The sequence below is a fragment of the Rhizobium sp. UGM030330-04 genome, from assembly GCF_003208455.1.
Classification (GTDB): Bacteria; Pseudomonadota; Alphaproteobacteria; order Rhizobiales; family Rhizobiaceae; genus Agrobacterium; species Agrobacterium rhizogenes_A.
Genome location: NZ_QKML01000004.1, coordinates 26,281 through 51,449, shown reverse-complemented (window position 1 = coordinate 51,449; position 25,169 = coordinate 26,281). Strand labels below are relative to the sequence as shown.

Here is a 25,169-nt window from a genome sequence, read left to right as displayed (position 1 = left end):
TCTATCCTCCTGAATTAATTTCCTTTCAATACACTAATTTTCACAGAAAAACAGAAAATTGTTTCACTAAAGCCGCATTTCCACATGTTGCCGCAGAACCGGAAGCAGCTCCTGCGTGAACCACGGGTTCTTTTTCAGCCAGCCGGTATTGCGCCAGCTTGGATGCGGCAGGGGGAAAATGCCGGGGCCGGAATTGGCATGCAGATAGCTGCGCCAGTCCTGCACGGTCGCGGTCATGGTCCTGCGCCGCCTTTCGCCCAGGTGAAACGCCTGCGCATATTGGCCGATGGCAAGGATAAGCTCCACCTGCGGCATCGCCGCCATCACCCGCTCACGCCATGAAGGCGCACATTCGCGCCGTGGCGGCAGATCGCTGCCCTTGTCGTCATAACCGGGAAAACAGAAACCCATGGGCACGATGGCGAAATGGTTCGGATCGTAAAACGTCTCCCGGTCGACATTCAGCCATTGCCGCAGCCTGTCGCCGGAAGCGTCGTTGAAGGGCAATCCGGTTTCATGAACGCGCAGCCCCGGCGCCTGCCCGGCAATCAGGATGCGGGCCTTCCCCGACAGGATGACCACGGGCCGTGGTTCATGCGGCAATCGGTCGGCCATTCCCCTGAACGGCATGTCGCGACAGATGCGACAGCGGGCAATCTCGCCCCGCAGCGCGTTCAGCCCATCATCGGAGCCCGGCATGGATCGATCCGCCTCAGCCATGAGACCATCCCAGAAGATAGCGGATGATGGTCAGGAAGCCGGCCGCCGGTGTTTCGATATCCGCCGCGCGGTGCTCACGCCGCCATTCGGAAGGCTTTTCGAACTCTCCCGCCCATATGCCGCGCGCTTCCCGCCGCGCCGCCGCCTGTTCCGCGGAAAACTGAAAATAACCCGAGGCAACGGCAAAGCCTGACGACACCATTTCGGCCGAAACATCCCTGCCCCCGGCGGAACAATAAACGAGCAGCCGCCCGTAGCGGTCCCTCGAACTGCCGGAACAGGAGAAATTCCCGGACGCGACCAGCCGTTGCAGAACCTGGCGGGCTTCCTGCCCGCAGGGCCAGGTTTCGGCCCCCCGCAGGCATGTCTGCGACAGTTCCGGCGCATCAATGCCGAGCAGGCGGAATCTGTCCTCGCCCTTTGACAGCGTATCACCGTCGATCACGAAGAAGCGGCCATCATAAGTCTCGCTATTGATCTGGTCGAGCTTGGCGGCAATGAGGATGCCCAGGAAAACCGCGGCAAGGAAAAGCCCGCCGTCGCGGAACCCGGAAAAACCCCTGCGCCTGCCTCCGTTTCGTCCCATGTAACAACAAACCCTTGTCAGAAATGGCAAACAAATCCTTTCACGGCAGCATCTTCTTAAGATTTTACGCGTAGCCTGCAAGCGTTCATGTCACCCCGCGTTGTAACAATGAGTAAAAGCGTCAGCACGTCCACCGACAAGATCATCGTCGACCGGTCGAAGAAACATCGCAACAAGGCGGTTTTCGACACGGTGAAGACGACGCGGGAACGCCTGCAGCAAGGTGCGGGCGCAAGCGACGCCTATGAACGCGAAATGCTGACCATGCACATCGCCGAAGCCCTTCAGGGCGCGATGATCATGCCGCTCTTCATCGTGCTCGCCTCCATCATCGGTCTCTATATCACCCGTGACATAGGGCTGATCATCTGGTCGCTGATCGCGCTAAGCTTCCACGCCATGTCGCTGGTGCTGGCCAAACGGGCCGCAAAGCAGGACATCACGGCCGAAAATCTCCAGCACTGGAAAAACCTCTTCCTTGGCATGCAGATCCTCATCGGCTGCGCCTGGGCCATGTTCGCACTGGCGGAACCGGCCCGCAACGACCCGACGCTCGTGCTTTTCTTCAAGGGTGCGACGCTGCTGATCGCACTTTCGCTCACCGCCATGGCCAATTTCATGCTGCGCCGGGCGACATTCATGACCTTTCTGCCGGTGCTGGCAGCGCTCTGCGTCACCTCCGCCTTTTCGCGCGACCCCTTCGATGTCGGTCTGGCGCTGATGTTCGGCATGGCGATCCTCTTTTGTCATCGCATCACCAGCCGGCTTTACCAGACCAGTATCAAGCTCCTGTCCTCCCAGACGGAAAAGGACGACCTGATCGCCGAACTCGAAGTCGCCAACTCGGTTTCAGATGAGGCGCGGCGGCGGGCGGAAGAGGCCAATCTGGCCAAATCACGCTTTCTCGCCTCCATGTCGCACGAGCTGCGCACGCCGCTCAACGCCATTCTCGGTTTCTCCGAGGTCATGTCGTCGGAGGTGCTCGGCCCGCTCAACAATCCGCTCTACAAGGAATATTCCGGCGATATCCACCGCTCCGGCCAGCATCTGCTCGATCTCATCAACGAAATCCTCGACCTCTCACGCATCGAGGCCGGCCGTTACGACCTGAACGAAGAAGCGATCTCGATGCTGGAAATCGCCGAGGATTGCATCGGCATGATCCAGCTTCGCGCCCGCGCCAAGAATATCAGGATTGCCCAGCAGTTCGAAAACAGCCTGCCGCAGGTCTGGGCCGATGAAAAATCCATCCGTCAGGTTATCCTCAACCTGCTGTCCAACGCCGTGAAATTCACGCCGCAGGGCGGTGAAATCCTTGTGAAAGCCGGCTGGACGGCGGGCGGCGGCCAATATGTGTCGATCAAGGATAACGGTCCCGGCATTCCCGAAGACGAAATTCCCGTGGTGCTGTCGGCCTTCGGTCAGGGATCGATCGCCATCAAGAGCGCCGAACAGGGAACCGGGCTTGGCCTGCCCATCGTTCAGGCCATTCTCGCCAAACATGACGGCCAGTTCATCCTGAAATCGAAGCTGCGCGAAGGCACCGAAGGCATCGCCATCCTGCCCGCAAAACGCGTGTTGCAGAGCCTGCCGGCCGTGGAGGAAACCCACGCGATCCAGCCGCGCCGCCGGTCTTTCGCATAAGGGCTCAAAGCCTCAGAAGAACAGCGTCGTTACCAGCGAATAAAGCACGAAAAATCCGTTCGCCATCAACAGGCAGAAAACGGCAAAGGAGCCGAGGTCCTTGGCATGTCGCCCGACCGAGGAAATTTCCGGTGAGATGCGATCCACCAGTTCCTCGATTGCCGTATTGAGCGCCTCAACCGAAAACAGCAGCAGCATCAGCACGGTAAAGACGAGAAGATGCGCAAACGGTGCGCCCACGACCAGAAGCAGGGCCAGCCCGACGCCGAAAGCGAGAACTTCGTGCCGGAACGCCGCTTCCTGCCACAGCCGGCCCAGCCCCTGCACCGAATAGCGGGCAGCGGCGAAAAGATGCCGCCAGCCTTTTTCCTTGCGAAAGGCGGGCTCGTTCTGCTTCTTTTCCGGCATCGCGTCCATCTGTGACCTCAATGATCGGTACGGGGGCTGATGCGGGTGTCCACACCCGCCGCTTCGAAAGTCGCCATGCCGGAATGGCAGGCCGCGGCAGCCTTGACGATGCCGGCGGCCAGTGCCGCACCGGTGCCTTCGCCCAGCCGCATGCCAAGCGCCAGAAGCGGCGTCTTGCCGAGCTTTTCAACAGCGGCCAGATGGCCGGGCTCACCCGAGACATGGCCGATCAGGCAATGATCGAGCGCCGAAGGATTGGCGGCTTTCAGGAGAGCCGCAGCGGCGGTTGCCACATAACCGTCGATCAGCACGGGAATACGCTGCACGCGCGCCGCGAGGATAGCGCCTGCAATCGCCGCAATCTCGCGTCCGCCGAGACGGCGCATGATTTCCAGCGGATCGGAGAGGTGGTCCTTGTGGAACTCGACAGCGGCCTTCACCGCCGCGATCTTGCGGGCCATGACCTCGCCTTCCGAACCGGTGCCGGGACCGGTCCATTCTTCCGCCGTGCCGCCGTAAAGCGCCAGATTGATCGCGGCCGCAATCGTGGTGTTGCCAATGCCCATTTCACCGACGCAGAGAAGATCGGTTCCACCGGCAATCGCTTCCATGCCGAAGGCCATGGTCGCCGCACAGTCGCGCTCCGAAAGGGCCGGCTCGCACGTGATGTCGCCAGTTGGATAATCAAGCGCCAGATCGAATATCTTCAGGCCGAGATCATTGGCGACGCAGATCTGGTTGATCGCCGCACCGCCGGCTGCAAAATTCTCCACCATCTGCTGGGTCACGGAAGTCGGATAGGGCGTAACACCATGACGGGTGACACCATGATTGCCGGCGAAAATCGCCACCAGCGGACGCGTGACGGCGGGCGAACGGCCTGACCACGCGGCCAGCCACATGGCGATTTCCTCAAGGCGGCCGAGCGAACCGGCAGGCTTGGTCAGCTGCGCATTACGCTCCTTGGCTGCCACCAGCGCGTGCGTCTCCGGGCCGGGAAGCTCACGCAACAGCGCGCGAAAATCGTCGAAGGGCAATCCGCTCATGCTCATGGTGTCGGTCTCTTTCATAGCCGGGTTGGCTTTCGCATCGGCTCATGCGTCCAGAAACTTGTGTTTTCCGGCAAATCGGTCTTTGTTGCGCCTCTCATAATCGCGGATGCGCCGCGGAACAACCGGAAATGCAAGTGCAGCAACGGAGAGAGCATGAAGGCCGGGGATTTTATAACAGATGTCATGCATTCCGTTGCCTTTCTCAGCCGCCTGCCCGTCCCTTCACGGTTTTTCAAGGATGCCGATGGCGTGTCGATGCGCCGCACCGCCCGCGCCTTTCCCGCCGCCGGCCTGCTGATCGCCCTGCCGGCGGCTTTTCTGGTGGTGATTTTCGCCTCCTTCGATGCCTCGCCGCAACTCACCGGCTGGCTCGCCATCGCCCTCACGGCGCTTTTGACGGGTGCGCTGCATGAGGATGGACTGGCCGATATGGCCGATGGTTTTGGCGCAGGCAAGGACAAGGCACGCACGCTTGAGATCATGAAGGACAGCCACATCGGCAGCTATGGCACCATCGCCATGGTGCTGTCCTTTGCCCTGCGCGCCACCGCACTCGCATCGCTGATCGAGACACTTCCCGCAAAAACTGCCGCCGCCGGCCTGATCGCCGCACTTGTCCTGAGCCGCGCGCTGATGGTGTGGCACTGGCAGGCCCTGCCCGCCGCCAAAACCTCCGGCATTGCCGCCGGCGCCGGCCAGCCCGGCGAAACCGAGCGCAATATTGCCCTGGCGATCGGGCTACTGGTCTTCATCCTCTTCACGCTGCACGCTTTGCCTCTTCTGTCGATTGCACTTGTGCTCGCGGCAGCCATTCTGGCCACCGTGCTGTTCGGCCGGCTGTGCGACAGGAAGATCGGTGGCCACACCGGCGACACCATCGGCGCCTGCCAGCAGATCACGGAGATCGTTACTCTCGTCGCCCTTGCCCTTGCGGCGTAACGGCCTGATATAGATCATCATGGAAACACCCTGCATCCATATCTGCCGCCTCGATGCGACCAACAGCCTCTGTATCGGCTGCGGCCGCACGCTGGATGAAATCGGCGGCTGGGCAGGCTATGGCGACGAGAAGCGCCGCACGATCATGCGGGCGCTGCCGCAAAGACTGGAAAATTTGAGAAAGACCGCCAAGGAGACGCATACCGCATGAACAGGCTGACCATCGTTCTCCTTGTCCTCGCCGTGGGCCTCGGCCTGCTTCTCATCAATCACGATGGTGGCCGCACGCTCGGTATAGATAATGATCAGTTCGCCCACGTTCTTTATCTTCTGCCCATCGCCGGCCTCCTGTCCGCAGGCATTCTGGCGGGAAGACGCGGCAGCTTCGGCACCGTCATCCGCCAGCTCGCCGTCTGGCTCGTCATCATCCTCGGCCTCGTTTCGCTCTATCTCTATCGTTACGACCTGCAATCCTTCGGCGACAGGCTACTCGGCGGCCTGATGCCCGGCCGCGCCGTGGTGGTGACGACGGCTGGCGGCGAACAGGAAATCGTGCTGCATAAATCGATGAGTGGCCATTTCGAGGCAAATGTGAGCGTCGAAGGCAAAACGATCCACATGCTGGTCGATACCGGCGCAAGCTCGGTGGTGCTCGCCAACGCGGATGCGGCCGCAATCGGCATCGACACGACAGGCCTGCGTTATACCGTACCGGTCATGACCGCAAACGGCCGCACGGCGGCAGCGCCAGTCAGCCTGTCGGAAATCGGCATCGGCCCAATCGTGCGCCGTAACATCCCCGCCCTCGTCGCCCAGGACGGCCAACTGGGCCAGAGCCTGCTCGGCATGAGCTTCCTGTCGACGCTCGGTTCGCTGCAGATGCAGACCGATGAATTGCGGTTGCGGGATCGATAGACCCCAGGGATCAGGGACCCTGCCGTGGCACTCTCGCACTGCTCACCGGCGCCGGAAAGGAAATACCCCATTCCAGGTGCAACCGGGATGTTCTTTTCACGCCGACCGGTCGTCGCAGAGCGTTGCCCCCTTGATTCCTTCCCATTTGATAATTTATGTTGGTTCCGTTCTCAGGGCGGGGTGCAATTCCCCACCGGCGGTATCGGGACTTGTCCCGGAGCCCGCGAGCGCTTCCGGTCTCCAAAGCCGGAAGGTCAGCAGATCCGGTGAGAGGCCGGAGCCGACGGTATAGTCCGGATGGAAGAGGACAAGGCATAAGACGCCCGCGCGTGAGCGGGCTTCGCATTGCATTGTTCGCCCAAGGGATATTTGGCGCTTCTTGAAGCGCGAAAATGCCGCAAAACGGCATAACCCCTTGAAAGGCTTGAAATAGAATGACCATTGCTAAAATTGAAGACGCGATCGATGCCATTTCCCGTGGCGAGATGGTGATTGTGGTTGACGATGAAGACCGCGAAAATGAAGGCGATATCATCGCCGCTTCCGACAGCATCACTCCGCAGCAGATCGCTTTCATGATGAACCATGCGCGCGGGCTGGTCTGCGTCGCCATGCCGGGTGAGCGTCTGGATGCGCTCGACATTCCGCTGATGGTGTCGCGCAACACCGAATCCCTCAAGACGGCCTTCACCGTCTCGGTGGACTATATTCCGGGCACCACGACAGGCATTTCCGCCGCCGACCGGGCAGAGACAGTGCGTGCGCTGGTGTCGGAGGGTTCGCGCCCGGAAGACTTCGCCCGTCCCGGCCACATCTTCCCGCTGCGCGCCAATCCGCAGGGCGTTCTCGGCCGCACCGGCCACACGGAAGCCGCCGTGGACCTCTGCCGCCTTGCCGGGAAATTCCCGTCCGGCACCATCTGCGAAGTTGCCAATGACGACGGCACCATGGCCCGCCTGCCCCAGCTCGAAGTCTTCGCCGAACGCCACGGCCTGCTCGTCGTGACGATCAAGGACCTCATTGCTTACCTCAAGGGCGAGATTGTTGAGGAAGTGGCGCAGAAGCAGGTTGCTTGAGCTGCTGCTTGTGGTGTGAATACGAAAACGCCCGGCGCAAGCCGGGCGTGATGCTTGTGAAACCGTCTGGCTTCTCCTCTTCCGTCATGCCGGACTTGATCCGGCATCCAGCCACGGCGCGTCTGCGCCGTGAGAAGAGTCTTTTGCGATCAAAGACTTGATCGCGCTGGACCCCGGATCAAGTCCGGGGTGACGGAGGGAAAAAGCCGCGTCAACCTGACCCATAGGTCTGGCGCGCCCTATCCTCCACCTCAGCGCTACCGCGTCGAAAACCCTACCAGCAGCAGAAACCGCCATCCACCAGCAGATCCACGCCCGTCACGAAGCTCGCCGCATCTGACAGCAGGAAGATCGCCGGGCCGACCATCTCATCAACGCCTGCCATGCGCTGCATCGGCGTCTGTTCTTCGAACAGCTTGGTCTGATGCACCATCTCCGGCCGCGTATTCATCGGCGTTGCGGTGTAACCCGGCGAGATGGTGTTGACGCGAATGCCGCGCCCCACCCACTCCATCGCCATGGATTTCGACATGTGGATGACGCCGGCCTTCGAGGCGTTGTAATGGCACTGCATCAGCCCGCGATTGACGATGACGCCGGACATGGAGGCGATGTTGACGATTGCACCACGACCGTTCTTCAGCATGGCATTGACTTCCGCCTGGCAGGAGAGGAAAACGCCCTTCAGGTTGATGTCCATCATCGTCTGGAACTGGCTTTCCTCCATCTCCTCGGCCGGATTGGCATTGGCGATGCCGGCGGCATTGACGGCGAGTGAAAGCGGGCCAAGCTCGGCCTCAGTACGCGCAACCGCTTCAGTCAATGCCTGCTTGCTGGTGACGTCAGCCGCAATCTGGATCGACTTGCGCCCGGCCTTGGCGATGAAATCGGCCGTCTGCGCCAGACCGTCATCGGTGCGGCGATCGAGCAGCGCGACATTGGCGCCGGACTGGGCAAGCCCCATGGCGATGCGCTGGCCGATACCGGAGCCGGCACCGGTGACAAGTGCCACCTGGCCGGAAAGATCGAACAGTTTCGGCGCGTTGAGCGTGATGGTGGACATCGGTATTTCCTTCTTCAGATGGTTGCCAGTTCCATAACCGAAACGTCGTTTGCTTCGTCACGGTTGAGGATGCCGGCCTGTTTTCCCTGCGCGAGCACGAGGATGCGGTTCGATACGCCCAGCACTTCCTCGAGATCGGAACTGACGACGATGACGGCCACGCCGCTTTTCGCCAGACCGACGATGATATCGTAAATGCCCGCGCGTGCGCCGACATCGATGCCGCGGGTCGGCTCGTCCAGCACCACCACGCGCGGATTGCGGGCAAGCCATTTGGCAATGACCACCTTCTGCTGGTTGCCACCGGAAAGATCCGACGCCGGCTGTTCGCTACGGCCCTTCACCCCGAATTTGGCGATTGCCTCCCTTGTAAAGGCGCGCTTGATGCGCGGCGTGATCCAGCCGGTGCCGACGCGGTCGAGATTGGCATAGATCAGGTTCTCGCCGATCTCGTGCTCCACCACCAGCCCCTGCAATTTGCGGTCTTCCGGCACCATGACGATGCCCTTCTCTATCGCGTCCGCCGGGCTTTTCAGCGTCAGCGCCTTGCCATCCAGCAGTACCTCACCCGCACTCGTCGGGTCAGCACCGGAAATCGCCCGCACCAGCTCGGTGCGTCCCGCGCCGATAAGACCGGCGATACCAAGGATTTCGCCGGCGCGAACGCCGAAGCTGATGTCGCGGAAGGCATTGGTCGCGCCGGTCAGCCCCTTGACCTCCAGCACCACCTTGTCCTGCGGTTCCGGCAACGCCGGGAACAGGCGCTCCAGCGAGCGGCCGACCATGCTTTCAACGATGGTACGCACCGGCGTCGCGCTATCGGCAAATTCATGCACCCGCTCGCCATCGCGCAACACGACGATGCGGTCGGTGATCTGTTTGATCTCTTCCATGCGGTGGGAAATGTAGATGATGCCGACGCCCTCGGCGCGCAGCTTGCGCACCTGCTCGAACAGTGCCTGCGTTTCCGCGCCGCCAAGCGCCGCCGTCGGCTCATCGAGGATCAGAAGTTTCGCGTCCAGCGCCAGCGCCTTGGCGATTTCAATCAGCTGCTGGTTGGCGGTGGAAAGGCCGGCTACCTTGCGGGTGGCGGGAATGTGGAGATTGAGGCGCGCCAGCTGCTGCTGGGCTCTGCGCACCATCTCGGCGCGGTCGATAACGCCGTTCTTCATCAGCCAGCGGCCGATGAAGACATTCTCAGCGATGGAAAGCTCCGGCAGAAGCTTCAGCTCCTGATGGATGAGCACGATGCCCTTGTCGATCGCCTCGCGGGGCGATGCAGGCGCGTATGGCTGCCCAAGCCATGTCATCTTGCCCTCGGACGGCTCACGCGAACCGGCGATGATACCTGACAGCGTGGATTTGCCCGCGCCGTTTTCACCCAGCAACGCCACCACTTCGCCTGGATAGACATCGAGATCGACGGCTTTCAGAACCTCAAGCGGACCATAACGTTTGCTGATGCCACGGAGCGAAAGAACCGGCTCGCGCATGACGGGACCTCCCAGGACACATAAGCAGCGGCAATGCCCAAGCCTTGCGTCCGAAATAACCTAAAGACAAACCAGTGAATGCCCCGCGCATCCCATGGGTCGCGCGGGGCAGCAGGATCAGGGATGGTTGGCGATGAAGCCTTCGACATTTTCCTTTGTCGTCAGCGTCGCATCGGAGAGCTGCACGGCCGGAACCTTCTCCCCGCCGACGATCTTGACGGCCATTTCCACAGCCATGCGGCCCATCTTCTGGGTCTGCTGCGTCGCGGTCACGTCGAACACGCCGTTCTTCAGCGCCTCAAGGGCTGCCGTATCACCATCGAAGCCGCCAACGACGATCTTCTGCGAAGGGTTGGCAACCTTGATTGCCTGCGCCGCGCCGAGCGCCAGACCATCGGCCTGTGCAAAGACGATGGAAACATCCGGATTGGCCTGCAGCATGTTCTGCATGATCTGGAAGCCTTCATCCTGGCTCCACATGTTGGACCACTGTTCGGCGACGATCTTCACGCCGGAATTGGCGTTTACCGATTCCATGCAGCCTTTGGTGCGGTCCACTTCTGGTGTCGTGCCCTTCTGGCCATGGATGATGACCATCTTGCCCGAACCACCGGCCTGCTTGATGATGTAATCGCAAACCGCCTTGGCGGAGGCGACGGAATCGGTGGCAAGGAAGGTATCGCCGGGCGCGCCATCGGCATTGCGGTCGATGTTGATGACGGGAACGCCGGCGGCCTTGGCAAGCTTTACCGGAACGGTCGCAGCGGCGGCACCGGCCGGAATATAGATCAGCGCATCGATATTCTGGGTCAGCAGATCCTGGATCTGATTGACCTGCGTCGGGCCATCGCCCTTGGCGTCAACGGTGACGACGGCAATGCCGCGCGTCTTGGCTTCGGCTTCAACGGCCTGCTTGATCTGGTTGAAGAAGTTCGCCTGCAGATTGGCGACGGCAAGGCCGATCTTCTTGACTTCGGCAGCATTGGCCTGGCCGAGCGACATGGCGAGAAGGGCGGCGGATGTCAGCAGAATGCGTGAAAATTTCATGATTATTCCTCCATTTGTTGATTGTTGACCTTCGGGCAGATCAAACCTCCTCCCCTCCGGCCGTTTTCACGCCTCCCATGCCGGGAGGGTCGTTTATTGCGCGGACGGCTCTTCGCCATCCGCAGGCAAATTCAGCTTCTGCGGCGACGCAAGGTTTCAGCGCCCACGGCCAGCACGATGACCACACCGATAATGACCTGCTGCAAAAAGGGAGAAACGTTGAGCAGATTGAGGCCATTGCGCAGCACGCCGATGATCAGCACGCCGATCAGGGTGCCGCCGATGCCGCCCGCACCACCGGAAAGCGAGGTTCCGCCGATGACGACCGCCGCAATCGTATCCAGCTCGTAACCGAAGCCGCTGGAGGGCTGCACCGAGTCGAGACGTGCCGCAAGAACGATGCCGGCAAGACCGGCCAGAACCGCACAGGCGACATAAACGCAGATCGTCACCAGCGGCACGTTGATGCCGGCAAGACGCGCCACTTCCGGGTTGCCGCCAACGGCATAGACCGTGCGGCCTTCGGAGCGGAAACGCAGGAAAATCCAGGTGACAAGCACAACAACCAGCATCAGCAGCACGGTTGCGGTCAACACGCCGAAATGACGCTCTATCGCCAGCATCATGAACCAGTCAGGAAAACCGACGATCTGCTGTCCATCGGTGATCATATTGGCGAGACCGCGCGCCACCGACATCATCGCCAGCGTGGCAATGAAGGCAGGCACCCGGAAGGCCGTCACCAGAATACCGACCACGAGGCCGCAGGCGGCAGAGGCGACAAGCGCCAGCACGATGGCCATGCCCATCGGCATGCCCGCGACATTGGCCGTCCAGCCCATGATCATCATCGACAGCGCCAGCACCGAGCCGACGGACAGATCGATGCCGCCAAGCAGGATCACGAAGGTCATGCCGACGGCCATGATGCCGAGCACTGTGATCTGGTCGAGAATGTTGAGCCCGTTTCGGAGCGACAGGAAGTTTTCGCTGGCGAAAGTCAAAAAGACACACAGCAGCAGCAGGCCCAAAAGCGGTCCGGTCGCACCACTCAGCCAGACAAGCGGGCTCCTGGTGTGCGTGACTCCCTCATTGCGTTCAAGCGCGGACATGGCTCCTCCCGATGACTGTCTTGCATTTTTTAAACCGATTAGAATAATTATTCATTATCGGCGAAACATGCATAAGCCAGTTGAGAGAAGCTTGTCAATAGGGCTTTCACGGCAATGCCGATACCGCCGGACGATAAACAATCCGCAATTCCATCTTGACAGAAACGCCACGTCTGCAATTATATAAATAGATGCATAAATATTCACACGCATGTTTTGAAGAGGATTCCATGCAGTCCCAGGAGCTAGAGCGCATTGCGCGCCAGATTCGCCTTCGCGACGTACAGGCTGTTTTTGAAGCGGGTGCGGGCCATGTCGGCGGCGAAATGTCGGCTATCGACATCATGACGGCCCTTTACTTCCGCGTCCTGCGCATCTGGCCGGATGATCCGAAGAACCCTGCCCGCGACCGCTTCGTGCTTTCCAAGGGCCATACGGCCTGCGCGCTGTATGTGACGCTGGCCAAGCGCGGTTTCATCCCGGAAGAGGAAATCTCGACCTTCCTGCAGCCGAATTCGCGCCTCAACGGCCATCCGAATTGTAACAAGGTGCCGGGTGTGGAAACCAATACCGGCCCGCTCGGTCACGGGCTGCCGGTTGCCGTCGGCATGGCCAAGGCGGCCAAGCTTTCCGGCGCGGACTACCACACCTATGTCATGACCGGCGACGGCGAGATGCAGGAAGGCTCCAACTGGGAAGCCATCATGTCCGCCGCGCAATTCGGCCTCAACAATCTGACGCTGATCGTCGATCACAACCGCTTCCAGCAGGGTGCGGCGCTTTCGGAAACCAATGATGTCGCGCCGCTTCGCCCCAAGCTCGAGGCTTTCGGCTGGGAAGTCAGCGAAATCAACGGCAACGCCATGGCGGAAGTCGTGCCGGCGCTGGAGCATCGCGGCAACCGCCCGCATTGCATCGTCGCCCACACCAACAAGGGTCACGGCATTTCCTTCATGCAGGACCGCGTTGACTGGCACCATAAGGTTCCGAGCAGGGAACAATATGAAATCGCCGTCAAAGAACTTTCGGAGACATTGTAATGAACGCGCCCGTAACCGCCGCCAAGCTTTATGACTGCCGCGACGCCTTCGCCGAAACGCTGGAAGCACTGGCCGCCGGCAATGACAGGGTCGTCGCCGTCTGCAACGATTCGGTCGGCTCCTCGAAGCTCGGCGGCTTCAAGTCGAAATTCCCCGAGCGCCTCGTCAATGTCGGCATTGCCGAACAGAACATGGTCGGCGTCGGCGCCGGTCTCGCCAATGGCGGCCAATTGCCCTTCGTCTGCGGCGCATCCTGCTTCCTCACCGGCCGCGCGCTGGAGCAGATCAAGGCTGACCTTGCTTATTCCAACGCCAATGTGAAGCTGATCGGCATCTCCTCGGGCATGGCCTATGGCGAACTCGGCCCGACGCATCATTCCATCGAAGATTTCGCCTGGACCCGCGTTCTACCGAACCTGCCGGTCATCGCCCCCTGCGACCGCATCGAAACGGCCGCCGCCGTCAAATGGGCGGCGGACTATGCCGGCCCCTGCTTCCTGCGCCTGTCACGCGTCGGCGTGCCGGATCTGCTCCCGGAAGGCCATGTCTTCGAACTCGGCCGCGCCAACCTGCTGCGTGAAGGTTCCGACCTGACGCTGATCGCCAATGGCACGCTGACCCACCGCATCGTCAAGGCCGCCGATATTCTGGCCAGCCGTGGCGTCAAGGCGCGTGTGCTGAACATGGCAACTGTGCGCCCCATCGATGAGGCGGCCATCGTCACCGCTGCGAAGGAAACCGGCGCGATCCTGACGGCTGAAGAACATTCGATCTTCGGCGGCCTCGGCTCCGCCATTGCCGAAGTCGTGGTCGAACAGGCCCCGGTGCCGATGAAGCGTCTCGGCGTTCCCGGTGTCTTCGCCCACACCGGTTCCGCCGAATGGCTGCTGGATGAATTCGGCATGGCGCCGGCCGCCATTGCGGATGCGGCCGAAGCGCTGATCAAGAGAAAATAAGGTCTCCTCCCAGTGTCGTCGCGTGTCTTCGGATGCGCGGCGACACCCTTTCTGCAATATCGTCGTTTAATCGCCGCAAGGCGGAAACGAAAAACTGCCGACGAAAGACTCCCATGATGCGCGCCATTCTGTCCATCGATCAGGGCACCACCAATTCCAAGGCCATACTCGTCTCGGAAAGCGGAGAGTTGCTGGCGCGCGGCTCATCTCCCGTCGGCATCGCCTATCCGCAGCCCGGCTGGGTGGAACAGGATCCGAACCGCATCTGGGCCTCGGTCCGTGAAGCGATCTCCGCCTGCCTCGCCGCCGCGCCCTCTAACGTCGATGTCGCAGCAATCGCCATCTCCAACCAGCGCGAATCCGTCACCATCTGGGATGGCGAAACCGGCGAGCCGCTCGGCCCGGTGCTCAGCTGGCAATGCCGCCGCACGGCGCAGGACTGCGCCGAACTGATCGAAAAGGGCCATTCCGAGCACGTCATGGCGCTGACCGGCCTGCCGATCGACCCCATGTTTCCCGGCGCAAAAATGCGCTGGCTGCTGGAGCGTGCCCCGAAGGGGCGCAAGCTCCGTGTCGGCACCATCGATAGCTGGCTCATCCATTGCTTCACCGGCGGTAAAGTCCATGCCTGCGACGCCTCCAACGCCGCCCGCAGCCAGGTGCTCGATCTCAACCGGCAGGTCTGGAGCGATGAGCTTTGCGAGCTCTTCGGCATCGATATCAACGCCCTGCCTGATCTGCGCGACAGCAACGGCGATTTTGGCACCACATCGGGCGTTCCCGGTATCAAGGACGGCACACCGATCCTCGCCGCCATCGGCGACAGCCACGCAGCCCTCTTCGGCCACGGCGCCTTCAACCCCGGCGATGGTAAGGTCACTTTCGGCACCGGCTCATCTGTGATGACCACCCTGCCGCATTTCATCGCGCCCGAACGCGGCATCACCACCACCGTTGCATGGCGGCTCGGCGGCAAACCGACCTTCGCCTTTGAAGGCAATATTCTCGTTTCGGCAGCCTCCCTGCCCTGGATGACGGAGATTCTCGGCCTGCCGGATGTCGCCGCGCTGGTGGAACTCGCCGCCACTGCCGAGCCAAACGGTCCCGGTTTCGTGCCGGCCTTCGTTGGCCTCGGTGCGCCCTATTGGGATACCAATGCGCGCGCCCTGTTCTCGCAGATCAATTTCAGCACCACGCGTGCCCAGATGGCCCGCGCCGTCACTGACTCGATTGCCTTTCAGGTCCATGACGTCTTCGCCGCCATGCGCGCGCAGTCGCCTTCGGGCTTTGGACGCCTGTTCGTGGATGGCGGGCCGAGCCAGAACCGTTTCCTGATGCAATGCGTTGCCGACATGCTGCAACACCCCGTCATCCAGCGTGACGCGCCGGAAGCCTCGGCACTGGGTGCCGCCTATCTCGCCGGCCTCGCCCTCGGTGTCTGGAGCGATCTCGATGCCATCGCGGCGTTGAACAGCAACGGCAACACCATCGCGCCGTCCGCGAGCGAAAACAGCCAGCGGCTCAGCGTCTGGCGCGATGCGATTGCCCGCTCGACCTTGCCTGTAACCTCGGGTAATGGTGAATAAAAATTCACCCCGGAGGGCTTATGGGCAGGCTAAACGAACTTCGAATGATATCCCGCGTGGCGCAGATGTATTTCAGCGAGCACAAAAGGCAGGCGGAAATTGCGCAGCATCTCAACCTGTCGCAGGCCACCGTCTCGCGCATGTTGAAGCGTGCCGAGGCCGAAGGCATCGTCCGCACCAGCATCATTCCGCCGCCCGGCACCTATAGCGATCTGGAAGCGCAGCTACGCGAACGTTTCGACCTGCCGGAAGCCATCGTTGTCGATTGCAGCGAGGATCGCGACGGCGCGATCATGGCCCGCATCGGCGAGGCAGCGGCCCATTTCCTAGAGGTGACGCTGTCGCAGAACGAGATCATCGGCGTCTCCAGCTGGAGCCAGACGATCTTCAAGATGGTGGAAAACATCCATCCGCTTAAAGGTGCCAAGGCGCGTTATATCGTCCAGACACTGGGCGGCATGGGCGACCCTTCCGTGCAGACGCATGCGACCCAGATCACCACCCGGCTGGCGCGGCTGACGGAGGCCGAACCGAAACTGCTGCCGGTGCCGGGCGTCGCCACCTCGCGCGAAGCCAAGCTCTTGATGCTCGCCGATCCCTTCGTGCGCGAAACCATCGATCTTTTCGGGTCGATCACGCTCGCCATCGTCGGCGTCGGCGCCGTCGAACCATCGGAGCTTCTCGCCCGTTCCGGCAACATCTTTTCCGCCAAGGAACTGGCCGATCTCGCGCAGGCGGGTGCGGTAGGCGACATCTCGTTGCGCTTCTTCGACAGGCAAGGCAAGCCGGTGAAGACGCCGCTCGACGACCGGGTCATCGGCCTGCCGCTGGAAAACCTCTCCAATGTCGACCGCGTCATTGCGCTGGCCGGCGGCTCGAAAAAGACCGAGGCGATTGCCGGGGCACTCAGGACCGGTGTGATCGACGTGCTCGTCACCGATAAATTCACCGCCGAACGACTGGTCGGCAAGGAAACATAGCCAAAATCCCATAAGGAGGAGACATGAGGCGCTTTGAAGGTCAATCCGTATTCGTGACCGGAGGCAATAAGGGCATCGGATACGGCATCGCCCGCCGTTTTGCCGAGGAAGGCGCGAAAGTCGCCATCGCCTCTGTCGACAGGGACACCCATGACGCCGCCAGAAAACTGGCGGACGAAACCGGCGCCGTCACACACGGCGTCATCCTTGATGTGCGCGACGCGGCAGCCGTGCGCGAGGCCTATGGTGCCGCCGAAGAAGCGATCGGCCCGCTGTCCATCTCCGTCCAGAATGCCGGCGTCATCACCATTTCCAAGATCGAGGAACTGACCCAGGAACAGTGGGATTTCAATCTCGACGTCAATACCAAAGGCGCGTTCCTCTGCTGCCAGGAAGCAATCCGCCGCTTCCGCGAAAGCGGCACCAAAGGCCGCCTCGTCAACACCGCTTCCGGCCAGGCGCGTCAGGGCTTCATCTATACCCCGCATTACGCCGCCTCGAAATTCGGCGTTATCGGCCTGACCCAAAGCCTTGCCAAGGAACTGGCGCCTGAGGGCATCACCGTCAACGCCATTTGCCCGGGCATCATCCACACCGAAATGTGGGACTATAACGACCGCGTCTGGGGCCAGATGCTGGGTGAGTACAAGCCGGGCGAACTGATGGCCGAATGGGTGCGCAACATTCCGATGCGCCGCGCCGGAACGCCCGCCGAAGTCGCCGCACTGGTGGCATTTCTGGCTTCCGAAGATGCGGCCTATATCACCGGGCAGACGATCAATGTCGACGGTGGGTTGATCATGTCGTAAGGCTTGTTTGGGAACGGGGCAGAACGCCCCGATCTCCCTCATCCCTGTGCCTGTCACAGGGATCCAGTCAGCCCAAGTCCTTGGGCTGAAAGGACCTCCCCGCCGCGCAGACGCGCGTCGGCTGGATTCCTGTGACAGGCACAGGAATGAGGGGAATGCGGATGCCGTCAGTTACGCAGCCGATACCCCGTCTTGAACATCCAGCCGACAACACCGAGGCAAAACGCCAGAAACAGCGTGATCATCGCGAGGCTGATGACGGGATTGACGTCGGCGATCTCGTAAAAGCTCCAGCGGAAACCGCTGATGAGATAAAGCACCGGATTGAAGTGGCTCACCGTCTGCCAGAAGGGCGGCAGCATGTCGATGGAATAGAAGCTGCCGCCGAGGAAGGTCAGCGGCGGCACCACCAGCATGGGAATGAGGTTCAACTGCTCGAAATTCGTCGCCCAGATGCCGATGATGAAGCCGAACAGGCTGAAACTGACAGCCGTCAGCACGAAGAACAGGATCATCATGAACGGGTGGGCGATGGTGATATCCACGAAGAAGGAGGCCGTTATCAGGATGATCGTACCGATCATCAGTCCCTTGGTCGCCGCCGCCCCAACATAACCGGCCAGAATTTCCGTCATCGCCACGGGTGCGGAGAGGATTTCATAGACCGTACCGGTGAATTTCGGGAAATAGATACCGAAGGAGCCGTTACCGATACATTGCGTCAGAAGTGTCAGCATGATGAGGCCGGGCGTTATGAACGCGCCGTAGGAAACCCCGCCAACCTCCTGAATCCGCGAACCGATCGCGGTTCCGAACACAATGAAGTAAAGCGACGTGGAAATGACCGGAGACACCACGCTCTGCAGCAGGGTGCGGCGCGTGCGCGCCATTTCGAACAGATAGATGGCCTTGATGGCTTCGAAATTCATTTCTGGTCTCCCACCAGCGAAACGAAGATATCCTCAAGCGAACTCTGCCGCGTGGAAATATCCTTGAAATGGATGTTGGCGGCGAAAAGGGCGTTCAGAACATCGGCAATGCGGCTCTGTTCGCCATTATCCTCGATTTCATAGGTGATGGTGCAGCGGTCATCGGAAAGTGTCAGACCGAAGGGCGCGAGACTGTCGGGCAATTGCTCCACGGGCTGGGCAAGCTCCAGGAAAAGCTGCTTGCGGCCGAGTTTCTTCATCAGCGCCGTCTTTTCTTCCACCAGCAGCAATTCACCGCCATTGATGACGCCCACCCGGTCGGCGATTTCTTCCGCCTCCTCGATGTAATGCGTGGTGAGGATGATGGTGACGCCCTTGGCGCGCAGCTCGGAAACCACATTCCACATATCGCGGCGCAGCGCCACATCCACGCCGGCCGTCGGCTCGTCGAGGAACAGCACCTTCGGTTCATGCGCCAGCGCCTTGGCGATCAGCACACGCCGCTTCATGCCGCCGGAAAGCTCCCGCAGCATGTTGTCCTTCTTGTTCCAGAGCGACAGGGATTTCAGGATACGCTCGATCAGTTCCGGGTTCTTCTTCTGCCCGTGCAGGCCGCGCGAGAAGCTGACGGTGTTCCACACCGTCTCGAACTGGTCGGTGGTCAATTCCTGCGGCACGAGGCCGATCAGGGCGCGGGTCTGGCGGAATTCCTTGACCACATCATGCCCGCCGACAAGCACGGAGCCTTCCCCCGGATTGACGAGGCCGCAGACGATGGAAATCAGCGTTGTCTTGCCGGCACCATTCGGACCCAGAAGGGCGAGGATTTCCCCCTCCCTGATATCGAGGCTGACGCCTTTGAGCGCCTGAAAGCCATTTGCGTAGGATTTGGTCAGATTCCGTATCGAAACGATGGCATTCATGGCGAATCTTTCGAAAAACCGAGTAAGATGCACGCCATATAGGCCGTAGAATGCGCGAATGCCAGTCCGGAGGCCTGAACACTGCGTTCGGCAAAGAAGGAAAATCAGCCGTAAACGCTGTAGAAGAACTGCGCTGCGACGAAGACCAGAAACACCCCGAAGGCCCGCTCCAGCTGCTTTTTGCTGAGCGCATGCGCCAGCCGCGCGCCATAGGGCGCAACCACGAGCGTAATGGGGATCAAGAGCACCACGGCGATCCAGTTGATGAAGCCGGTTGAAAATGGCGGCAGGCCCGCATCACCCCAACCGGCCCAGATGTAACCCAGCAGCCCCGGCAGCGAAATCAGCACACCGACGCCGGAGGACGTGGCAACCGCCTGATGGATGGTGCGCCCGTAAAGCGTCATGAAAGTATTGTTCATCACCCCGCCGCCCACGCCCATCAGGCCGGAGAGAAGGCCGATGCCTGTGCCCACCAGAAACCGGACCGGGTTTTGCGGCAGGTCGGAACCGAGATGCCAGCTCGCCCGATTGAAGACCATCCGAAAGGCGAGCGCCAGCGCGATGAAGGCGAAGATCAGCCGCAGCGCAACACTGGAGGCATAGGCGGCCACGACGGATGCGAGGATGGTGCCAAGCGGCACGGCGACGATCCAGCCCTTCAGAAGATCGATATCGACCGCGCCCTTCTGACGATGCGTCAGGAAAGAACGGATGGAGGTCGGCACGATGATGGCAAGCGACGTGCCGAGCGAAAGATGCATCCGCACCGCCTCCGGCACATCCAGAAGCCCGAAGACATGGTAAAAGACCGGCACCAGAACCGCACCGCCGCCAATACCGAAAAGGCCCGCCAGGAGGCCCGCAACGACGCCCGCAGCCGCAAGCGCCGCAGCAAAGATCATTATCTCTGAAACAGGGGGCATGAAAGCAGGCTCCCGGGGGCCGTTGTCACAAACATGTGACGCTCATAGCGTATCAGAAGAGCGCGGCAAGCCATGTTGGCCGCAGGTCAGTACGGCGCGATGTATTTTGCCGCACATCCGCGTCGGATGGACCGCTTTTTGGGATCGATTCCCATTTTCATGCCCTTGCAAAGACGCCGATATCCCCCCGATAAGGCTGTCTTCTTCACCGGCCTTCGGGCCGGTCTTTTTTTGTGGGCATGTGACAGGGGCGTATGTGTTGGGAGATGGATGATGCCAACGCCCTCCCTCCGTTATTCCGGCTCATCCTCGGGCTTCAGGGACGGGAACGACGGAAAATACACGGCGTCACAACAAACGCCGATCTCCCCAGCGAATATGGTCCGGCATCACCAGGCAGGTCTCACCGAACGTCCTAGATGTTAGCTTTCAGGGGGGGGGGGCCATTGGCAACTGGCCGAGGGTGCGTGGGGCTTACCCCCCTCTGCCCTGCCGGGCATCTCCCCCTCAAGGGGGGAGATCAGCAGGAAGCGCTGATACCACTTCATTCGCAACTGTTGTGATGGGCGAAACCTAACCGCGAGTCGATCTCCCCCCTTGAGGGGGAGATGCCCGGCAGGGCAGAGGGGGGTAAGCCCCACGCACCCTCGACCAGTTGCCAATGGGCAACCTCCTGAAAGCTCACACCTGGAGCATCGGAACGAAAAGTGTATTGCGGTTTTCGGAAAATCCGATTCTCAAGCAAAAACTGAGAGCGGCGGCACCGATTTCGATTTATCTCTCGCCACTCTAATCGCAATGCCTGTAACCGGACTTGCGCGTGCGCAGGTCGAAGTGGAAATGGTTCCAGTGATTGGGATCGCTGCCCGGCCCAAGAACGGTGGAGAAATATTTGCAGCTGTCGGACCTCACCGCCTTCAGCAGCGCCTTTTCGCGGAAGGCGAAGAAGCTCTTGCTGCGAACGTCGATTTCCTTGCCGTTCTTCAGCGTGATGGTGCCGATATCGATGGCGTTGCCGCGCGCATGTTCCGACCACGGGTTGCTGGAGCGCGAATTCATCTTGCGGCAGGAATAACCGCCCATCGGCGTGATGCGGCCGACGCCCGAGAGATAACGGAAGCGCGAGGATGGCACGAGTTCGAATTTCACCCATTTGGCGAAGGCGAGCGTGACCTGGCAATTGAGCTTCACCGCCGGGCGGATGGCTACGCCGCTGGCGAGACCGCTGAGTTCGATCGGATAATCGATGCCGCAGGTAGGACCATCGGCGATACGCGCAACATCGCGGAAAGCGACGCCAAGACGGCGCAGCTCGGAGCGACAGGCAACTTCGGAGGAAGGCATGACGCCGGGCGGCATCGACGACCGGTTGCTTTGCCCGCCGCGCGCCATCGGATCATTTGGCATCAACATGGCAACCTCCTCCACCGGCTGGCGGCGGGAAGACGCGCCAACGGGTGGCGGCGGTATCAACCGGGATTGACCGGCGCTCTGCTGCCGGCGAGGAGGAGAAACGGCCACCGGATTGTCGGTGCCGATACCATCCACCACCGGCTGCTCCGAAACACCTTCGGCAATGTCGGCATCCTGCTCTTCCGCAAGTCCGCGAACCGGTTCCACGCCCAGCATGGAATCCATGTTCACCCCTCCCTCACCTTCGGCGATCTGGCCGCCGGCCATCGGTTGCGGGGACATGGTGTGGCCTTGCGTCGCCTGATTTGGCATCGCCTGATTTGACATCGTCTGCGTCGGGGCGCTGTGGCCGCTCGCCGCCATGCGCGCCTGATGCTGGGTGTCGAGTGTGGAATAGCCCTGTCCGCCCTGTGGCGATTGCAGCAGGGGGTCCTGCGAAGCGTAAGACTCCGGCATCGGCTGTGACACGGCTGCGGGATAATCGGTGGCCTGCCCGGCCCGCTCGGCCTGATAGACCGCGCCTGACGGTGCGCTGTAACCCTGCTGCCGCGACGACCTTATGGCGCTGACGCGCGTGGTGCCGTCCACCTCCGCCGGTGGCACGAGGCCCTCCGCAGAACACGACACCATGACCGTGGAAATCATCAGCAACGTCACAAGACGACGCGGAAGGGAAACATACGCCATACGAGAACCTGTACCTTCAGCGGCCGCAAACGCGGCAATACAGGTCAAATTTTAAAGAAATGAGGTAAACGAAACCTTATTGGTTGCGGGAAATAACAAATCATGTGTTTGACGCCATCCGCACGCACACGATGCTGCGAAACCGAGCGCGACGGCCACGTCCCCTGACCCTTCTTCCGTCATGCGCAGGCAAATTTTCCGCGCGGACTTCAATCGCCTTGAAGTCGATGATGCCGGGCGGGCACATTCTCTCGACGTTCTCCTTAGCCCTGTCCCGAGGATGACGTCGGCGTGATGGGCTCGACTGGCCGCGCTTCTAACCGCGACACGGGCAGATGACGTGCTGACAAGTTCTGAAACAACAAAGGGCGCAGCCAAAGCCGCGCCCTCCACTTTTGGCCGAAACACCTGAAATCACGCCGCCCGCGAAACCTCGCGCCCGGCACCCTGTCCAAGTTCGAAACGTGAAAGCAGCGAGCGTAGCTGGCGGCTTTCCTCGGCCAGCGTCTGGCTGGCCGCCGTCGTCTCTTCCACCATGGCGGCGTTCTGCTGCGTCATCTGGTCCATGTGGTTGACGGAGGTATTGATCTCCTGCAGTCCGGTCGCCTGTTCCCGCGCCGCCGTGGCAATCGTATTCACATGACCTTCGACGCGGTTGACGAGTTCCACGATCTCCTCCAGCGCATCGCCGGTGGAACGGACGAGCGCGACGCCGCCGCCGACCTCCTCCGCCGAACGATTGATGAGGGTCTTGATCTCCTTGGCGGCATTGGCGGAACGCTGCGCCAGTTCCCGCACTTCCTGCGCCACCACGGCAAAACCTCGCCCTGCCTCACCCGCACGCGCCGCCTCGACACCGGCATTCAGCGCGAGAAGGTTGGTCTGGAAGGCGATCTCGTCAATGACGGAGATGATCTGCCCGATGCGTTTCGAGGAATCCTCTATCCGGCCCATGGCGTCGACGGCATTGCGGACGATATCGCCCGACCGGCCCGCACTGGTTTTTGTGTCCTGCACCATCTGCCGGGCTTCGTTGGCCCGTTCGGAAGCGGTGCGCACCGTGGCGGTAATTTCATCCAGAGCCGCGGCTGTCTCCTCCAGCGCCGCCGCCTGCTGTTCGGTCCGGCGCGAAAGATTGCCGGTCGCGCCGCTGATGTCAGAGGCACTGTCATTGACCACATGGCCGGTTCTGGCAATAGCCTCGATCGCCCCGTGCAGCGCCCCGACGGCCCGGTTGAAATCCATGCGCAGTTTCTCATAGTCCGCACCGATGTCGGCAAGCGACACGGTCAGATCGCCATTGGCAAGGGCTTCAAGCGCATGGCCCAGCCGGTCCATCGCGTGGGTCTGCCGCTCGGATGCGGAACGCAGGAGCATCTCGTTGCCCTGTCGCGCCTCCTCCAGCGCCCGCTGCTGGTCAGCCTCACGCGCCTGCAGGGCGCTGCGCTCATTGACGCTGTCGCGCAGGACCAAAAGCGTCTTGGCAATCGCGCCGATTTCGTTGCGGCGGTCGGCGAACTGGATTTCGGCCGTGCCGTCACCATCCGCGATACGCTTCATGCTCTGCCGGATCAGGTCGATCGGCCGCGTCACGCCGCGCACGACGGCGGCGGCCACCCCGATGACGAGAAGGCCGGACAAGGCGCACAGGCCGACATAAAAATAGGCGTCGTTCCAGAAAGCCGCCTCGAGGTCATCGACATAAACCCCCGTGCCGACAATCCAGCCCCAGGGCGCAAAGCCGGCAACATGGGAAAACTTCTCCACCGGTTCCGGCGCGCCGGGTTTCGGCCAGTAATAATCGACAAAGCCCTGACCGCCCGCCTTCACCGTATTCACGAATTCGACGAACAGCGCCTTGCCGTTCGGATCCTTGTTCACGGTGAGGTCGGTGCCGTTCATTTCAGGCTTGATCGGATGCATCACCATTTTGGGATGCATGTCGTTGATCCAGAAATAACCGCTGCCATTGTCATAACGCATGGCGGCGATGGTCGTCTTGGCCTGCTGCTGCGCCGCCTCCCGGCTCAGACTGCCGCCCTGCTCCAGGCGGTAATATTGCTCCAGAATGGCGACGGCGGTTTCGTTCATCGCCGCCAGTCCCGCTTTCCGCTCGCTTTCCATCTTGTGGTAACTTTCAAACAGGCTGAAAGTCAGGGCTGCGGTCAATATTGCCAGAAACAATGCGACGAGCGCATAAAGGCGCATAGATATCGTGATATTTTTCATACTCCCCCCCAACGCCGATGATGTAGTTCGACCAGCCGAGGTTAAAGTTGAAAAATTTATTATCATTAAATATGCATATTATACGTTAGTATTATTCTCACTCATGTCGATCGGCGGTCGATCAGTACCTGCAATACTGGAAACCACCATCCGAAACCGGTACAGCCGGGGTGGAATTCGTCAAACCCCGTGCCGTTTTAAAGAGCTCGTTAACCCTGGCGTTCTATCCTCTTTTGCCAAAATACGGATACAGGGAGGCGCGCGATGGCACGGCCGAATTTCCGCTATACGCATTATGACCTGAAGGAATTGCGGGCTGGCACCAGCATTGAAATATCGCTGTCGGCCGTCAACAATGTCCGGCTGATGACGAGCGCGAATTTCCAGCGTTTCACCGAATTGCTCGACTTCAAATATCTCGGCGGCGTCGCCAAAAAATCGCCGATCCGCATCGCCATTCCCGAAACGATGCACTGGCACCTCATCATCGATGCCGAAGGCCATAACGGCCTGGCGGAATCCTCGGTCAAGATGCTGCCGGCGCAACCACAGGCGACACCCCACCGTAAGGCGTCCTGATTTCCTTTAAAAACAGGAGGTTGTCGCGGTTTCGCGACTCTTTTTGCCAGCGGCTTG

Annotated in this window: 24 protein-coding genes and 1 riboswitch; of the genes, 11 read left to right on the top strand and 13 right to left on the bottom strand. The window is 60.8% G+C overall.

The genetic code is table 11. The features are described 5' to 3' along the window. Positions 1-66: 66 nt before the first annotated feature. Both N434_RS07230 and N434_RS07225 read right to left on the bottom strand, forming a co-directional pair. The gene (locus tag N434_RS07230; protein WP_181423905.1) at positions 67-720 is read right to left on the bottom strand and encodes a uracil-DNA glycosylase family protein; all 654 of its coding nucleotides are present in this window, start codon (positions 718-720) and stop codon (positions 67-69) included. Beyond that, positions 713-1,306 carry a thermonuclease family protein gene (locus N434_RS07225; RefSeq protein WP_110756920.1) on the bottom strand — a complete coding sequence of 198 codons (594 nt, stop codon included), beginning with the start codon at positions 1,304-1,306 and terminating at the stop codon, positions 713-715. The genes N434_RS07230 and N434_RS07225 overlap by 8 nt, the downstream gene beginning before the upstream one ends. A gap of 108 nt (positions 1,307-1,414) precedes the next feature. Between N434_RS07225 and pdhS2 the strand changes: the two genes are divergently transcribed. Next, entirely contained in the window at positions 1,415-2,950 is a 1,536-nt protein-coding gene (pdhS2, locus tag N434_RS07220) for a two-component system sensor histidine kinase PdhS2 (RefSeq protein WP_110756919.1), read from the top strand. A gap of 12 nt (positions 2,951-2,962) precedes the next feature. Here pdhS2 and N434_RS07215 read toward each other — a convergent pair whose 3' ends face one another. Continuing rightward, entirely contained in the window at positions 2,963-3,367 is a 405-nt protein-coding gene (locus N434_RS07215; RefSeq protein ID WP_110756917.1) for a diacylglycerol kinase, read from the bottom strand. A gap of 8 nt (positions 3,368-3,375) precedes the next feature. Continuing rightward, positions 3,376-4,410 carry a nicotinate-nucleotide--dimethylbenzimidazole phosphoribosyltransferase gene (cobT, locus tag N434_RS07210; RefSeq protein ID WP_110757180.1) on the bottom strand — a complete coding sequence of 345 codons (1,035 nt, stop codon included), beginning with the start codon at positions 4,408-4,410 and terminating at the stop codon, positions 3,376-3,378. A gap of 153 nt (positions 4,411-4,563) precedes the next feature. Here cobT and N434_RS07205 point away from each other — a divergent pair, with 153 nt between their 5' ends. From N434_RS07205 to ribB, 4 genes are all read left to right on the top strand, one after another. Further along, positions 4,564-5,349, top strand: a complete 786-nt coding sequence (locus tag N434_RS07205) for an adenosylcobinamide-GDP ribazoletransferase (protein WP_110757179.1) — start codon at positions 4,564-4,566, stop codon at positions 5,347-5,349. A 19-nt stretch (positions 5,350-5,368) separates the two neighbouring features. Beyond that, the gene (locus N434_RS07200) at positions 5,369-5,560 is read left to right on the top strand and encodes a DUF1289 domain-containing protein (protein ID WP_110756916.1); all 192 of its coding nucleotides are present in this window, start codon (positions 5,369-5,371) and stop codon (positions 5,558-5,560) included. Further along, the gene (locus N434_RS07195) at positions 5,557-6,264 is read left to right on the top strand and encodes a TIGR02281 family clan AA aspartic protease (protein ID WP_110756914.1); all 708 of its coding nucleotides are present in this window, start codon (positions 5,557-5,559) and stop codon (positions 6,262-6,264) included. The genes N434_RS07200 and N434_RS07195 overlap by 4 nt, the downstream gene beginning before the upstream one ends. Before the next feature lie 162 nt (positions 6,265-6,426). Beyond that, positions 6,427-6,577, top strand: a riboswitch (FMN riboswitch). Positions 6,578-6,698: 121 nt separating this feature from the next. Next, on the top strand, positions 6,699-7,340 hold the full coding sequence (ribB, locus tag N434_RS07190; RefSeq protein ID WP_110756912.1) for a 3,4-dihydroxy-2-butanone-4-phosphate synthase: 642 nt from the start codon (positions 6,699-6,701) through the stop codon (positions 7,338-7,340). A 274-nt stretch (positions 7,341-7,614) separates the two neighbouring features. On the opposite strand, the gene N434_RS07185 is transcribed toward ribB, so the two are convergent. The 4 genes from N434_RS07185 to N434_RS07170 form a co-directional block, all read right to left on the bottom strand. After that, a complete protein-coding gene (locus N434_RS07185) occupies positions 7,615-8,403 on the bottom strand; it encodes an SDR family oxidoreductase (protein WP_110756910.1) in 789 nt (262 codons plus the stop codon). Positions 8,404-8,417: 14 nt separating this feature from the next. Next, a complete protein-coding gene (locus N434_RS07180; RefSeq protein WP_110756908.1) occupies positions 8,418-9,896 on the bottom strand; it encodes a sugar ABC transporter ATP-binding protein in 1,479 nt (492 codons plus the stop codon). A 117-nt stretch (positions 9,897-10,013) separates the two neighbouring features. Then, positions 10,014-10,943: a sugar ABC transporter substrate-binding protein gene (locus N434_RS07175; RefSeq protein ID WP_065115989.1), complete on the bottom strand. Its 930-nt coding sequence runs from the start codon at positions 10,941-10,943 to the stop codon at positions 10,014-10,016. Between the two features lie 131 nt (positions 10,944-11,074). After that, a complete protein-coding gene (locus N434_RS07170) occupies positions 11,075-12,055 on the bottom strand; it encodes an ABC transporter permease (protein ID WP_110756906.1) in 981 nt (326 codons plus the stop codon). A gap of 230 nt (positions 12,056-12,285) precedes the next feature. Between N434_RS07170 and N434_RS07165 the strand changes: the two genes are divergently transcribed. The 5 genes from N434_RS07165 to N434_RS07145 all read left to right on the top strand — a co-directional run bounded on the left by N434_RS07165 (position 12,286) and on the right by N434_RS07145 (position 17,426). Beyond that, positions 12,286-13,095 (top strand): transketolase, encoded by an 810-nt coding sequence (locus tag N434_RS07165; RefSeq protein ID WP_052817934.1) that lies wholly within the window; start codon positions 12,286-12,288, stop codon positions 13,093-13,095. Further along, positions 13,095-14,051 (top strand): transketolase family protein, encoded by a 957-nt coding sequence (locus N434_RS07160; RefSeq protein ID WP_065115992.1) that lies wholly within the window; start codon positions 13,095-13,097, stop codon positions 14,049-14,051. Before N434_RS07165 ends, N434_RS07160 begins: the two co-directional genes overlap by 1 nt. A gap of 116 nt (positions 14,052-14,167) precedes the next feature. Further along, positions 14,168-15,637 (top strand): FGGY family carbohydrate kinase, encoded by a 1,470-nt coding sequence (locus N434_RS07155; protein ID WP_110756904.1) that lies wholly within the window; start codon positions 14,168-14,170, stop codon positions 15,635-15,637. A 20-nt stretch (positions 15,638-15,657) separates the two neighbouring features. Further along, positions 15,658-16,617 (top strand): sugar-binding transcriptional regulator, encoded by a 960-nt coding sequence (locus N434_RS07150; RefSeq protein ID WP_003520399.1) that lies wholly within the window; start codon positions 15,658-15,660, stop codon positions 16,615-16,617. A gap of 23 nt (positions 16,618-16,640) precedes the next feature. Beyond that, the gene (locus N434_RS07145; protein WP_110756903.1) at positions 16,641-17,426 is read left to right on the top strand and encodes an SDR family oxidoreductase; all 786 of its coding nucleotides are present in this window, start codon (positions 16,641-16,643) and stop codon (positions 17,424-17,426) included. Positions 17,427-17,593: 167 nt separating this feature from the next. Here N434_RS07145 and N434_RS07135 read toward each other — a convergent pair whose 3' ends face one another. The 5 genes from N434_RS07135 to N434_RS07105 form a co-directional block, all read right to left on the bottom strand. Further along, the gene (locus N434_RS07135) at positions 17,594-18,355 is read right to left on the bottom strand and encodes an ABC transporter permease (protein WP_065115994.1); all 762 of its coding nucleotides are present in this window, start codon (positions 18,353-18,355) and stop codon (positions 17,594-17,596) included. Further along, positions 18,352-19,278: an ABC transporter ATP-binding protein gene (locus N434_RS07130; RefSeq protein WP_110756901.1), complete on the bottom strand. Its 927-nt coding sequence runs from the start codon at positions 19,276-19,278 to the stop codon at positions 18,352-18,354. Before N434_RS07130 ends, N434_RS07135 begins: the two co-directional genes overlap by 4 nt. A gap of 104 nt (positions 19,279-19,382) precedes the next feature. Further along, the gene (locus N434_RS07125) at positions 19,383-20,204 is read right to left on the bottom strand and encodes a sulfite exporter TauE/SafE family protein (RefSeq protein ID WP_065115996.1); all 822 of its coding nucleotides are present in this window, start codon (positions 20,202-20,204) and stop codon (positions 19,383-19,385) included. A 789-nt stretch (positions 20,205-20,993) separates the two neighbouring features. After that, positions 20,994-22,304 carry an extensin-like domain-containing protein gene (locus N434_RS07110; protein WP_110756896.1) on the bottom strand — a complete coding sequence of 437 codons (1,311 nt, stop codon included), beginning with the start codon at positions 22,302-22,304 and terminating at the stop codon, positions 20,994-20,996. 414 nt (positions 22,305-22,718) lie between these two features. Next, the gene (locus N434_RS07105; RefSeq protein WP_110756894.1) at positions 22,719-24,533 is read right to left on the bottom strand and encodes a methyl-accepting chemotaxis protein; all 1,815 of its coding nucleotides are present in this window, start codon (positions 24,531-24,533) and stop codon (positions 22,719-22,721) included. A gap of 264 nt (positions 24,534-24,797) precedes the next feature. On the opposite strand from N434_RS07105, the gene N434_RS07100 reads away from it, so the two are divergent. Continuing rightward, on the top strand, positions 24,798-25,112 hold the full coding sequence (locus N434_RS07100) for a DUF1883 domain-containing protein (protein ID WP_065115999.1): 315 nt from the start codon (positions 24,798-24,800) through the stop codon (positions 25,110-25,112). Positions 25,113-25,169: the final 57 nt, after the last annotated feature.

What these genes read in the sequence shown, in the direction of transcription:
- N434_RS07230 (WP_181423905.1), bottom strand. Translation starts at nt 720, where the DNA reads ATGGCTGAGGCGGATCGATCCATGCCGGGCTCCGATGATGGGCTGAAC.
- N434_RS07225 (WP_110756920.1), bottom strand. Translation starts at nt 1,306, where the DNA reads ATGGGACGAAACGGAGGCAGGCGCAGGGGTTTTTCCGGGTTCCGCGAC.
- pdhS2 (WP_110756919.1), top strand. Translation starts at nt 1,415, where the DNA reads ATGAGTAAAAGCGTCAGCACGTCCACCGACAAGATCATCGTCGACCGG.
- N434_RS07215 (WP_110756917.1), bottom strand. Translation starts at nt 3,367, where the DNA reads ATGGACGCGATGCCGGAAAAGAAGCAGAACGAGCCCGCCTTTCGCAAG.
- cobT (WP_110757180.1), bottom strand. Translation starts at nt 4,410, where the DNA reads ATGAGCATGAGCGGATTGCCCTTCGACGATTTTCGCGCGCTGTTGCGT.
- N434_RS07205 (WP_110757179.1), top strand. Translation starts at nt 4,564, where the DNA reads ATGAAGGCCGGGGATTTTATAACAGATGTCATGCATTCCGTTGCCTTT.
- N434_RS07200 (WP_110756916.1), top strand. Translation starts at nt 5,369, where the DNA reads ATGGAAACACCCTGCATCCATATCTGCCGCCTCGATGCGACCAACAGC.
- N434_RS07195 (WP_110756914.1), top strand. Translation starts at nt 5,557, where the DNA reads ATGAACAGGCTGACCATCGTTCTCCTTGTCCTCGCCGTGGGCCTCGGC.
- ribB (WP_110756912.1), top strand. Translation starts at nt 6,699, where the DNA reads ATGACCATTGCTAAAATTGAAGACGCGATCGATGCCATTTCCCGTGGC.
- N434_RS07185 (WP_110756910.1), bottom strand. Translation starts at nt 8,403, where the DNA reads ATGTCCACCATCACGCTCAACGCGCCGAAACTGTTCGATCTTTCCGGC.
- N434_RS07180 (WP_110756908.1), bottom strand. Translation starts at nt 9,896, where the DNA reads ATGCGCGAGCCGGTTCTTTCGCTCCGTGGCATCAGCAAACGTTATGGT.
- N434_RS07175 (WP_065115989.1), bottom strand. Translation starts at nt 10,943, where the DNA reads ATGAAATTTTCACGCATTCTGCTGACATCCGCCGCCCTTCTCGCCATG.
- N434_RS07170 (WP_110756906.1), bottom strand. Translation starts at nt 12,055, where the DNA reads ATGTCCGCGCTTGAACGCAATGAGGGAGTCACGCACACCAGGAGCCCG.
- N434_RS07165 (WP_052817934.1), top strand. Translation starts at nt 12,286, where the DNA reads ATGCAGTCCCAGGAGCTAGAGCGCATTGCGCGCCAGATTCGCCTTCGC.
- N434_RS07160 (WP_065115992.1), top strand. Translation starts at nt 13,095, where the DNA reads ATGAACGCGCCCGTAACCGCCGCCAAGCTTTATGACTGCCGCGACGCC.
- N434_RS07155 (WP_110756904.1), top strand. Translation starts at nt 14,168, where the DNA reads ATGCGCGCCATTCTGTCCATCGATCAGGGCACCACCAATTCCAAGGCC.
- N434_RS07150 (WP_003520399.1), top strand. Translation starts at nt 15,658, where the DNA reads ATGGGCAGGCTAAACGAACTTCGAATGATATCCCGCGTGGCGCAGATG.
- N434_RS07145 (WP_110756903.1), top strand. Translation starts at nt 16,641, where the DNA reads ATGAGGCGCTTTGAAGGTCAATCCGTATTCGTGACCGGAGGCAATAAG.
- N434_RS07135 (WP_065115994.1), bottom strand. Translation starts at nt 18,355, where the DNA reads ATGAATTTCGAAGCCATCAAGGCCATCTATCTGTTCGAAATGGCGCGC.
- N434_RS07130 (WP_110756901.1), bottom strand. Translation starts at nt 19,278, where the DNA reads ATGAATGCCATCGTTTCGATACGGAATCTGACCAAATCCTACGCAAAT.
- N434_RS07125 (WP_065115996.1), bottom strand. Translation starts at nt 20,204, where the DNA reads ATGCCCCCTGTTTCAGAGATAATGATCTTTGCTGCGGCGCTTGCGGCT.
- N434_RS07110 (WP_110756896.1), bottom strand. Translation starts at nt 22,304, where the DNA reads ATGGCGTATGTTTCCCTTCCGCGTCGTCTTGTGACGTTGCTGATGATT.
- N434_RS07105 (WP_110756894.1), bottom strand. Translation starts at nt 24,533, where the DNA reads ATGAAAAATATCACGATATCTATGCGCCTTTATGCGCTCGTCGCATTG.
- N434_RS07100 (WP_065115999.1), top strand. Translation starts at nt 24,798, where the DNA reads ATGGCACGGCCGAATTTCCGCTATACGCATTATGACCTGAAGGAATTG.